General features: G+C 40.0%; 2 protein-coding genes and 1 rRNA gene (1 of these 3 only partly in view). All 3 read right to left on the bottom strand.

Features of this window, described 5'->3' with window-relative positions; genetic code table 11:
• Window positions 1-1,373, bottom strand: a 16S ribosomal RNA gene (locus VPAR_RS00265) (it extends 190 nt beyond the left edge of the window).
• Between the two features lie 543 nt (window positions 1,374-1,916).
• The gene (locus VPAR_RS00260) at window positions 1,917-2,666 is read right to left on the bottom strand and encodes a hypothetical protein (RefSeq protein ID WP_012863663.1); all 750 of its coding nucleotides are present in this window, start codon (window positions 2,664-2,666) and stop codon (window positions 1,917-1,919) included.
• Between the two features lie 90 nt (window positions 2,667-2,756).
• On the bottom strand, window positions 2,757-13,040 hold the full coding sequence (locus tag VPAR_RS00255; protein ID WP_012863662.1) for an ESPR-type extended signal peptide-containing protein: 10,284 nt from the start codon (window positions 13,038-13,040) through the stop codon (window positions 2,757-2,759).
• Window positions 13,041-13,314 lie beyond the last annotated feature (274 nt).

Genomic DNA, 13,314 nt, shown 5'->3' with positions numbered 1-13,314 from the left:
GATTACTAGCGATTCCGACTTCACGTAGGCGAGTTGCAGCCTACGATCCGAACTGAGAGAGTGTTTCTCGGGTTTGCTCCATCTCGCGATCTCGCTTCCGTCTATTAACTCCCATTGTAGTACGTGTGTAGCCCAGGTCATAAGGGGCATGATGATTTGACGTCATCCCCGCCTTCCTCCGCATTGTCTGCGGCAGTCTCTCATGAGTTCCCACCCAAAGTGCTGGCAACATAAGATAGGGGTTGCGCTCGTTGCGGGACTTAACCCAACATCTCACGACACGAGCTGACGACAACCGTGCACCACCTGTTTTCTGGCTTCCGAAGAAGAGGAACCATCTCTGGTTCTGTCCATCAATGTCAAGACCTGGTAAGGTTCTTCGCGTTGCGTCGAATTAAACCACATACTCCACCGCTTGTGCGGGCCCCCGTCAATTCCTTTGAGTTTCAACCTTGCGGTCGTACTCCCCAGGCGGGGTACTTATTGCGTTAACTCCGGCACAGAAGGGGTCGATACCTCCTACACCTAGTACCCATCGTTTACGGCCAGGACTACCGGGGTATCTAATCCCGTTCGCTCCCCTGGCTTTCGCGCCTCAGCGTCAGTTTTCGTCCAGAAAGTCGCCTTCGCCACTGGTGTTCTTCCTAATATCTACGCATTTCACCGCTACACTAGGAATTCCACTTTCCTCTCCGATACTCTAGATCAGCAGTTTCCATCCCATCACGGGGTTAAGCCCCGAACTTTTAAGACAGACTGACTGATCCGCCTGCGCGCGCTTTACGCCCAATAATTCCGGACAACGCTTGCCACCTACGTATTACCGCGGCTGCTGGCACGTAGTTAGCCGTGGCTTTCTATTCCGGTACCGTCAATCCTTCTAACTGTTCGCAAGAAGGCCTTTCGTCCCGATTAACAGAGCTTTACAACCCGAAGGCCGTCATCACTCACGCGGCGTTGCTCCGTCAGACTTTCGTCCATTGCGGAAGATTCCCCACTGCTGCCTCCCGTAGGAGTCTGGGCCGTGTCTCAGTCCCAATGTGGCCGTTCATCCTCTCAGACCGGCTACTGATCATCGCCTTGGTGGGCCGTTACCCCTCCAACTAGCTAATCAGACGCAATCCCCTCCTTCAGTGATAGCTTATAAATAGAGGCCACCTTTCATCTTTCCTCGATGCCGAGGTTAGATCGTATGCGGTATTAGCAGTCGTTTCCAACTGTTGTCCCCCTCTGAAGGGCAGGTTGATTACGCGTTACTCACCCGTTCGCCACTAAGATTGATAGAAGCAAGCTTCCATCGCTCTTCGTTCGACTTGCATGTGTTAAGCACGCCGCCAGCGTTCGTCCTGAGCCAGGATCAAACTCTCCAAGATATCTTGAAGCTATTTGAATAGCTCATTATTTGTTGTCGTTACATTGAAGTAACTTTGAATTATGGTTGGTTTTGACTGTGTCAAAACCCGCACTCTGGCATATGTTCAATCATTATGATTGATTACCTATCATTGTTCAGTTTTCAAAGATCTGTGCCCCTTCATATGGGGTACTTGAATATAATAACATTTCCATATACTGATGTCAACAAAATTTGGACAAATTTTACGACAAATTTCAGGAAAATTTTACCATTATTTTTGTACAGTTTTACAAACTAATTTTACAGATTCAAAACTTAAGTTATATCACTTTTTCAAACATATCATATAGGGAGAATTTAAAATAAAAAGAAGCCGCAACAAGAATACATCTATTGCATTCTGTTGCGGCTTCTTGTCTATATGACAGTGTGTTTATAGAATCCCTTATTTGTGTCTCAACACTGTATATTAAAAACTTTTATATATAAGGTTATTGCAACTGCACATTCCTTATAACAAAAGCTATACATATAATGTGATTATATATGTATTAGATGATTAGTTATCTGTCTGAATCGCTTCACGAAGGTTAATTTCGTGCATGTCTCCAACAGAAGGTTCTTCTGCAGACATATTTTTTACAGTTTGTTTTGTAGCAAACCAAACTGCTTCGTTCATGTAATAACGCAATTCTTCATTAGATACATGTTCTTGATCTTGAGCCATGATATCAAGCATAGCATCTTCCAATGCTTGTGCTTCTTCATCAGTCAAAGGACCGCCAACGGCCTTTTGTTTTTGAAGCAATTCATTCATGCGATCAACCATGCTGCGCAATACATTGTAACCATAGCTATTTGTGTAACCTTGGTCCTTATCATATTTAGGGAATGTGTAATAGCTATACTCGTTTTTATTACGGTTTTCACCATTCCAGTTCAATGCAGTTTCTTGGCCATGTACATAACCTAAAGAATGTTTACGGAAATAATCAGCATAATTATGCTTATCTTTAGAATGTAACCATTTAGCTTCTTCTTTAGTTAACGCTTGATGATTATTCTTTTTGCTTTCAGCTAAAGCAATATGTTTTTCCGCATTTTCCCATGCTTTCACAAATTCATGGATACCTTGCACAGCCTGAGGGCTAGCCACAGGAACCAAGACAACAGAACCTGTTGTAGGCACTTTAGCTGGATTTGGTAAAAGCAATGGATCATCAAATGTAGCAGATGCCGCATTAACATGGAATACGCCACTGCCGAATAATACTGCCGCTGTGAAAGCAAGCAAAGTGGATTTTTTCATTATATATTCCTCTTTTCTATCAACGAATTAAATCGGGTGAGAGGACCCCCAAAAGGGAATCCTCAACCCGTAATGTTCAGCATGAACGTATTATAAACCTAGTCTTGCCATCATTGCAGCAATATTAGCTTTCATTTGTTCATTTTCAGCTTTCAAATCAGCTACTTCACCTTTTAATCCTTGATTTTCAGCTTTCATTGCAGCAAGTTCACGTTGCATTGCATATGTAGAACTGATAGGTCCTTTACGATAACGATCTGCAGTTTCTGCTTCGCCGTCTCTGTTACCTACTTTCCAAGTTACACCAGCATTTGCCATCATATGGCTATTGCTGCCTGCCCAAGCTACACCAGCATGTAACATCATGGATTCATTTTTATAATGAGCCACACCTAATGCCAATGCGGAGTCGCCACGGTAGTTACCGTAACCTGCCATGATTTGAGTAGGTTCGTAAGGGTCATAAGCCATAGGTTTCAATGCGGACAACGCGGAGGACATCGCACCAACTTGACGAACTTCGTTTACAACATTATTCATGCTGTTTGCAACACGATTAAGTTGGGAACCATTAACAGCATCAGTAGAAGTAGAGCTAATTTCGCCTGGAGCCACGTTAGTAATCTTATTACCGCCGTTGTTCAAACCAGAGCTTGTTAAGGATACGCTGCCACCACCATTATTCTTAATTGTGATACCGTTACCATTTGTCACAGTTGTATGACCGGAGTTATCCATAGTTGTAATGGAGTTAATACCAGTAATATCTTTTGCCAAACGAACATTCAAGCTGCCGTTGTTATCGGAAATAACACCGATATTGTTTGCAGTGGAAAGTTTGCTTTCATCAGTAACGCCACCTTTAACAGTCACTTTTTGACCTAGGTCACGATGGAATTCGCCTTTATCACCTGCAAAGTCTAAGCCAGCTTTCTTAAGGCCGTCGATACCTTTCTTCAAGTCACCGATGTTAGCACCATTTGTTAAGCTGCTGCTATTATCAGCAATATTGTTGATATCTTCGCCTTCGCCATAACCGCTTGCCATGTTAACAACTTTATTACCACCATTATTCAAGCCGTCCTTAGTCAATGTTACTGCACCAGTACCATCTTTAGGGGAACCTTGACCTGCTGGAGGAGTAGTAATTGCAACACCGTTGCTGCTAACAGTAGTAGTTACTTTAGTACCACCCATGCCGGATGTTACTACCATGCCATCTGCAGTTGTTCTTGTGCTCTTAGTCCGTTTATCAGTAGTTACAACACCATCAGCAGTCAATTCAGTGGCCTTAGTTGGATTATCTACAAGTACACCTTTAGCTGTTGTTTGAGTTGTATTATTTTGATTATCGGATACTTTCACATTACCTGCAGTAAGAGCAGTCGTATTACCTAATGTATCAGTGCTTGTAACACCTACACCATTTGTTACAGTAGAGTGTTGTTGATCGTCAGTAGTTGTAGTTACACTACGTAGGTTCAAGTCTTTTTTGATATCTACAGTGTATGTTTTGGACTTATCCGCATTTGTTGTAGATGTTACAGTTGTATTGCCGCTATCACCAGCTTTCACTGTTGTAGTTGCCGCCGCCATGCTGCTCTTTAACTGTTGAACGTTAACTGCATCTGTATCATTTACACCAGCTGCCACGTTAGTAATCTTTTGATTATTTGCGTTTAAGCCTTCGTTAGAAATGTATGTTTTACCGCCTACAGATACGCCCTTATCATCAAGAACAACTTGTTTGTTTGGATCGGAACCAACAGTTACGGAATCAAGACCTTTAAGGTTCTTAGCGAGTTTAACGTTCAAGTTGCCGTTTTCATTAACTACGCCAATGTTACCATTTGAAAGTTTAGAAGCATCAGCTTCGCCACCAGTAATATTCAATGTATCGCCAAGATCTTTATGAATTTTATCTCCAGAGTCGCCTTTGAAGTTCAAGCCTTTCTTAGTCAAGTCTTCAGTATTTTTATCAATTTTGTTGTCTACAACTTTCAATTGATCTTCTGTTGCAGCTTGACCGTTAGTGATCTTATTAGGATCCCAAGTTCTGTTAGTCAAATCATTAACAGTACCAGAACCACCATTGATAGTTACCTTACCGGAGTTGATTGTACCGTTTGTACCATTGATATTTACAGCATTAGCACCTTCGCCAGCTCTAATGATACCTGTTGTACCATCGAAATGAACTGATGTATTGCCAGAGCCCAATGTCACTGTGTCTTTCAAGTTTACAGTGTATGTTTTAGCTTTTGTAAGATCGTTGATTTCTTCTTCAACATGAATGTTCTTGCTACCTTTTACCTTAGTATCGGACGCAGCTTTTACTTCGTTCAATTGTTTAAGGTTAACAGCATCGCTATCTTCTGTACCAGCTTTAACGTTTTTGATTTGTGTATTGTTTGCATTGAAGCCATTGTTTGTAACAAATGTATTACCGCCAATTGTCAAACCATTATTGTTAATAGTTGTTTGACCAGTTGTTACGCTATTCAAGCCTGTTAAATCTTTTGCAAGTTTAACATTCAACTTACCGTTTTCGGATACAACACCGATATTGTTGTCAGACAATTTAGCTTTATCAGTAATGCCACCTACAACATCCAATGTTTGACCAAGATCTTTATGGATTACTTCGCCAGAATCAGCTTGGAAGTTCAAGCCCTTCTTAGTCAAGTCTTCAGTGTTCTTATCGATTTTGCTATCTACAACTTTCAATTGATCTTCTGTTGCAGCTTGACCAGAAACAATATTTCCTGGAGTCCAAGTTTTGTTAGTCAAGTTGTTTACAGTACCGTTTGCACCGTTAACTAGAACTTTACCTGCATTAATGTTGCCTGTTACACCATTGATAGTTACTGCATTCGCACCGTTACCAGCTTTTACGATACCAGTTGTACCGTCGATGTTAACAGCTGTGTTACCGGAACCTAATGTTACAGTGTCTTTCAATGCAACTGTGTAAGTTTTAGCTTTTGTAGTTGGATCTACAGCTTCATCAACGTCGATGTTTTTACTACCTTTTACTTTTGTATTAGATGCAGCTTTTACATCGTTCAATTGTTTAACATTTACAGCATCATTATCTTCCACGCCAGCAGTTACGTTTTTAATTTGCGTATTGTTAGCGTTGAAGCCATTATCTGTAACGAATTGTTTGTTGTTGATTGTCAAGCCATCGTTGTTGATAGTTGTTTGACCAGTTGTTACGCTGTTCAAACCTGTTAAGTCTTTTGCAAGTTTAACATTCAACTTACCGTTTTCGGATACAACACCGATATTGTTGTCAGACAATTTAGCTTTATCAGAAACGCCACCTACAACATCCAATGTTTGACCAAGGTCTTTATGAATTAATTCACCAGAGTCAGCTTGGAAGTTCAAGCCTTTCTTACTGTTGTCTGTAACTTTTTGATCTACAGATTTCAATTGATCTTCTGTTGCAGCTTGACCGTTAGTGATGTTATTAGGATCCCAAGTTCTGTTAGTCAAGTTGTTTACAGTACCGTTTGCACCGTTAACTAGAACTTTACCGGAAGTGATATTACCAATTGCACCATCAATTGCAACTTTACCAGCATTGATTGTGCTGTTTACGCCGTTGATAGTTACTGCGTTAGCGCCGTCACCAGCTTTTACAATACCTTTTGTACCGTCGATGTTGACTGCATTATTACCGGAACCTAATGTTACAGTGTCTTTCAATGCAACTGTGTAAGTTTTAGCTTTTGTTACATTATCTACAGTTTCATCAACATTGATGTTTTTGCTACCTTCTACTTTTGTATTAGATGCAGCTTTTACATCGTTCAATTGTTTAACGTTAACAGCATCATTATCTTCTACGCCAGCTGTTACGTTTTTGATTTGCGTATTGTTAGCATTGAAGCCATTTGCTGTAACGAATTGTTTGTTATTGATTGTCAAGCCATCATTATTGATAGTTGTTTGACCTGTTGTTACACTGTTCAAGCCTGTTAAATCTTTTGCAAGTTTAACATTCAACTTACCATTTTCGGATACTACACCGATGTTGTTGTCGGACAATTTAGATTTCTCAGTAATGCCACCTACAACATCTAATGTTTGACCAAGATCTTTATGAATTAATTCGCCAGAATCAGCTTGGAAGTTCAAGCCTTTCTTTGTCAAGTCAGTGCTGTTGTCAGTGATTTTCTTATCGACAACTTTCAATTGGTCTTCTGTTGCAGCTTGACCGCTTGTGATATGTGCAGGATCCCAAGAAATGTTTGTCAAGTTGTTTACAGTACCAGTAGCACCGTTGACAGTCACTTTACCGGAGTTGATAGTGCCGTTTGTACCATTGATAGTCACAGCATTAGCACCGTCACCAGCTTTTATGATACCTGTAGTACCGTTGATGTTGATTGCATTATTGCCAGAACCTAAAGTTACATTGTCTTTCAACGCTACTTTGTAAGTTTTAGCTTGTGTATTAGGATCTACTGTGGAGTTAACATTGATGTTTTCGCTACCTTCTACTGTAGTGTTGGATGCATTTTTAACTTCATTCAATTGATTCAAGTTAACTGCATCATTACCGTCAGTACCAGCTTTTACGTTTTTGATTTGTGTATTGTTAGCATCAAAACCGTTAGCTGTAACGAATTTCTTACCACCAATTGTTAAACCTTCGTTATTAATTGTTGTAGCGCCAGTTGTTACACTTGTTAAGCCAGTCAACTCTTTAGCGAGTTTAACGTTCAACTTGCCGTTTTCAGATACTACACCGATGTTATTGTTGGACAATTTAGATGCATCAGAAATGCCACCGTTGATATCCAATGTTTCGCCAAGATCTTTATGAATACTTGTAGCGTCATCGCCTTTGAAGTTCAAGCCCTTCTTAGTCAAGTTGCTACCGTTGTCAGTGATTTTCTTATCAACAACTTTCAATTGGTCTTCTGTTGCAGCTTGGCCGCTTGTGATATGGTCAGCATCCCAAGTGATATTTGTTAAGTTATTTACAGTACCTTTAGCACCGTTAACAAGAACTTTACCGGAATTGATATTGCCTGTTGCACCGTTAATCGATACGTTACCAGCATTAATTGTGCTGTTTGTACCGTTGATAGTTACAGCATTATTGCCTTCGCCGGCTTTCACAATACCTTTTGTACCGTCGATATTAACAGCTGTATTGCCGGAACCCAATGTTACTGTGTCTTGTAAGCCAACTGTATAAGTCTTAGCTTTAGTAAGTGGATCTTCAGAATCAGTTACATTGATGTTTTTGCCTGCTTTTACAACAGTTTTAGCTGCCGCTGCGTTGTTGGATACTTCTTTCAACTGTTTAAGGTTAACTGCATGGTTATCCTCAGTACCAGCTTTCACGTTTGTGATTTGAGTATCGTTAGCATTGAAGCCATTACTTGTAACAAATGTGTTGCCACCGATTGTCAAACCATTGTTGTTAATAGTTGTAGCACCAGTTGTTACGCTGTTCAAGCCTGTCAAATCTTTAGCAAGTTTAACATTCAATACGCCGTTGTTATTTACTACGCCGATATTATTTTCTGAAAGTTTAGATGCATCAGCTTGACCGCCAGAGATTTTCAAAGTTTGACCAAGGTCTTTATGAATTGCAGTACCTGCATCACCTTGGAAGTTCAAGCCTTTTTCTACGATTTCAGTTTTTGTAGTATCAATTTTATTATCTACTACTTTCAATTGATCTTCTGTAGCAGCTTGACCATTAGTAATAGCTTTAGGGTTCCAAGTTCTGTTAGTTAATTCGTTAACAGTACCTGTAGTACCATTGATAGTTACTTTACCGGAGTTGATAGTACCATTTGTGCCATTGATAGTCACAGCATTATCACCAGTGCCAGCTTTCACGATACCTGTTGTACCGTTAATATTGATAGCTGTATTACCAGAGCCTAATGTTACTTCATCTTTCAAGCCTACAGTATATGTTTTAGCTTTAGTTACATTGTCGATGCTTTCATCAACTTTAATGTTTTTGCCTTCAGCTACTTTCGTATTTGCTGCAGATGCACTGTTGGATACTTCTTTCAATTGTGCCAAGTTTACTGCATCGCTGTCGATTGTACCACGAGCAACGTTAGTAATCTTGTTACCACCATTATCTAAACCGGATTTAGTAAGGGATACGGATGCATTGTTTGTAGCACCGTTGCTGATAGTTACACCGTTAGAAGTAACTTTTGTATCGCCTACAGTTACGCTATTCAAACCTTTAAGGTCTTTTGCCAAACGAACTTTCAAGTCGTTAGAACCATCAGATACAACACCGATATTGTCTTCTACAGTTAATTTGGATGCATCTGTGATACCACCTTTAACGTTTACTTGTTCACCAAGTTTTTTATTGATTACGTTACCGGAGTCAGCACCGAATTTCATGCCTTTATTGATCAATTCTTCTTTAGTTTTGAACAATTGGCTGCCATTGATAGCATCTTTAGATGTAGCTGTTACAGCACCGTCTTTTACATTTGTAATTGTAGTACCGTCAGCACCTTCCAATGTTACCTTAGTTTTATCAACAACACCGTTATTGATGTCATATTTAACAGCACGATCTGTCAATTTATCTACGGAAGATTTGGATGCAATGTTATTGATTGTAACTTGTTCTTTAACACCTGCATGGTTTTTATCCTCTACAGTCAAGGATACTTCACCATTGTCGTTTACCTTGTAGGAACCGTCAGCGCTAGAGTTTCTTACAAGACGATAGTCAGTTGCACTGCTACCTTGTTGAGTAATTTGTTCGCTAACTTTTTTCAACTGATCTTCAGTCGCAGCACGACCGGATACGATAGATGTGGAATCCCAGTTTTTATTGCTCAAGTTAGTTACATAATTACCAGTTTCGCTTGCATGTTTCGTATTTTGAACAGTTTGAGAGCCCATTACAACAGCACCAGCAGTCACTCTGCCTGCAGTACCATCAAGAACTACTTGATTGTTACCACTACCCAATGTCACTTTGTTGTTCAAACGAAGATCATATTTAGCACCTTCAGTGCTTGTAGCAGGAGTAGTTGTCAATTTGAGGTTATCATCGGAAACAGTTACTTTTGAATGTTTACCTGCTTCAATTTTCACATCATGTAATTGACTACCATTTACAGCATCTGTAGAAGTAGAGGATACTTCGCCGGCTTTCAAGTTAGTAATTGTTGTGCCACCTTGGCCTTCCAAAGTAACCTTGTTTTTATTAATAGTAGTACCGTTAAGATCATATTTAACAGCACGTTCTGTCAATTTATCCAATTCAGTTTTGGATGCGATATTGTTGATTGTTACCGTATTAGCAGGGTTGTTAGGATGAGCTTCATCTTTAACTTTCAAATCAACTTTATTGTTTTCTACAGAGTAAGAACCATCTGCAGAATTTGTATTGTTGATCAAGCGGTAATCTGTTTTAGCTGCATTAGTAGTCTTGATTTCATCAGACACTTTTTTCAACTGATCTTCAGTTGCTGCACGACCAGATGTGATAGTAGGGTTTTGAACATTCCACTCTTTATTGTCCAAACCAGTTACATAGTTTTTATTGTCGCTATGTTTACCTACACGAACAGAACCTGCAGTTACGCTGTTCAAACCTGTTAGATCTTTTGCCAACTTAACATTAAGGTTACCGTCTTTAGCTACAACACCGATGTTGTTGTCTGTTAAAGCACCGGTATTTGCACCACCTGTAACGCCCAATGTATCACCAAGTTGTTTATTAATTTTAACATTGTCATCGCCTCTGAAGCTCAAGCCTTTAGCGATTTTATTAGTGTTATTTGTGATATTAGTAGTATTGATATCTTGTTGCTCTTTAGAAGCAAGGTTCGTCAACTTAACTTGTCTAGGGTTGGAACCATCAGCATCAGCAACAGTCAATGTCATGCTACCATCAGCAGCTACTTTATATTCGCCGTTGCTACCAGCTGCAGGGTTTGCAATCAAACGGTAGTCAGTTTTGGAAAGACCGTTAGAGATTTTAGAGATATCAACATCGAATGTTTGATTGTCATTACGTGTCAATGTCAATCTCTTACCGTCATTGGATACTGTACCGGATGTAACATACGTATTTTTCAAACCTGTTACTTCAGCAGTCAAACCATTTGTACCGGTCATGTTAATTTTGCCGTTACCGTTTGCTTCATACGTAGCAGCACCACGTTGTAAGTATTTATCGTATTTTGCAGCAATACGAGAAATATCACCTATATTAGCCGCATTTGTTAATGTATCGCCGCCAGATTGTACATTCGTGATTTGATAACCACCAGCATTGATACCGGTTCTGCTCATAGAAACTTTACCAGTTGTAACGGAGTTGAAGTTTGCATCATCAACTGTTGCAACCGTAACATTATCTCCGGCGCCTTCTAATTTAATATTATTACCAGCGTTAAAGTTCACTGTACGATTAGGAGCTTTTACGTCTTTAACCTTTTGGCCATTAACTTGAAGTTCCCAACCGGAGTTTGCGGATTTAATTGCTTCATGAACAGTGTTTTTACCTGTATCACCAATGTTAGTCATGGTGATAGTACCGTTTTGGTCAACTTTAGCATTACCGCCTAAGATATTCTTAGTGCTGTTAGCTACATTGCCCACTGCATTAGCAACGCCATATAATTGGCTACCGTTAATAGCATCTGTAGATTGTGCATTCACACGACCAGCTGCTACGTTAGTAATTGTACGTTTTGTAGAAGTATTACCTACGCTAACTGTGGAATCAGCAGTATCACCAGCATAGTTATATTTCAAACCATTAATTGTTTCACTAGCTGTGCTTACAGGGGCAGCTGTTGCAGAATTAGCACCTAATGCAACGCCACGAACGTTATTTACTGTTGCTTTGCTACCGAGAGCTAAGCCTTCGTTTTCTTGTACGCTTGCTTCGCTACCAATTGCTACCGCATCAGTTACTTCTTTTTTCGCTTTAAGTTGTGTAATTAATTGATCGTTATCTTTATAAACTCTGCTATCTCGAACACGTTCTAATGTACCAGCTTGAGCGCTTACGCCCAATGCGATAGAACGGGAACCAGTTGCTTGTGCATCATCACCGATAGCCACAACATTTTTCTTGTCCCCATCTTGAGTGCTTAAAGCACTCGCTTCACGACCCATAGCAATAGAACCGTAACCTTCGGAATGAGCATTGTTACCGATAGCTGTGGAACGTTCGCCTAAAGCCCATGCTGCATTACCTGCAGCCACAGAAGACCCGCCTAATGCATATGTATCATTACCAAGAGCAACGCCGGAACCACCATGAGCACGTGCAGAGTTACCTACAGCAACGGAGTTATTTACTTTATATTGAGGGTCATTTTGAATACCTGCTTCAGCATTATTACCAATCGAAACACCGTCTACCGCATATGTTTTAGCATTGTTACCAATTGCTACCGCGTTATCACGATAATGAGCAGCACGATTACCAATGGCTACACCTTGTATTCCCTGAGAAAGGGCATTACTACCGATAGCTATGCCATGAGTAAAGTTTTCGCCTTTATAATTTTTACCAGCTACAACATTAGCACCTGTACCCATAGCTATGCTATCATCAGTATTTGATTTAGCACCTTGACCGATAGCAATAGCACGATCTGCATTAGCTTGAGTATTAGTTTTTTCATCATATGCTGTATACGGTGTACCTTTTGCGTCTGTCAATGGATCAGGATTTGCAGAACCGATAGCAATAGATTGATTACCTGTTGCTAATGCAGAGTGCCCCATAGCCAAGCTAGCTTTACCCTGTGCAGATGCAGCTGTACCGATAGCTGCCGCATATTGTTCGCCAGCATAGGCTTGACGCATCATAGCCAAGGAGTTAAAACCTTTTGCTTTAGCAGCAGAGCCAACAGCAATAGCACCGATTTGTTCAGATTGAGCATAATGGCCTAAACCGATACCCAACGCACGAGATTGAGAATAGTCACCGATAGCAATACCGGACACAGACCCATCATTAGAACGGGCACTAGCATTATTACCAATTTGAATGCCGAACACTTTATCATTGGTATATAAATGGCCATTACCTTTATTGCCCGGAGTTTTATAATCATACATCTGAATATTAGGGGCACCTTCATCAGGTTTCAACCAAGTCAACCCACGATCATCTTTAGGCCCAGGACTGATGGAAAGCCCTCTATCCGCAGTATAAGCAGATGCCAACCCACTACCGCAGGTTAAAACCATAGCCGCTAAGCCAACTTTTACCGAAGCTTTTGCGGAATTACTAACAAAGCTTTTGGAGCCACGAGTATGGCTTTTTGCAATTTCAGATACAACGACATATGCGCCCCGTACCTGACTCCAAATTACCCTATAAATACGATTCATTTAGTAGTACCTACCTTTCACACAGTTTTATAAGGGATTCTAAAACCAACACTAAAACACTAAAAATAATAAAATTTTCATCAAAAATTTAATTACTATACATATAAAATATCAGATTAGTTTATGAATGTAAATATATTTTTTTCATATTTCGCTCATTTATTTTCAGAACTTTAAACTTCTTTTAAAAATTGATTTTCTTACTCATTTAAATATATTTTCAATCATAAAAACCCTTACAACAATGGGCCAAACAACACTTATAATCTAAAGC

The organism is Veillonella parvula DSM 2008 (assembly GCF_000024945.1).
Taxonomy (GTDB): domain Bacteria; phylum Bacillota; class Negativicutes; order Veillonellales; family Veillonellaceae; genus Veillonella; species Veillonella parvula.
Note: the sequence above shows the minus strand (reverse complement) of the source record. Positions and strands in the feature narration are given on the sequence as shown.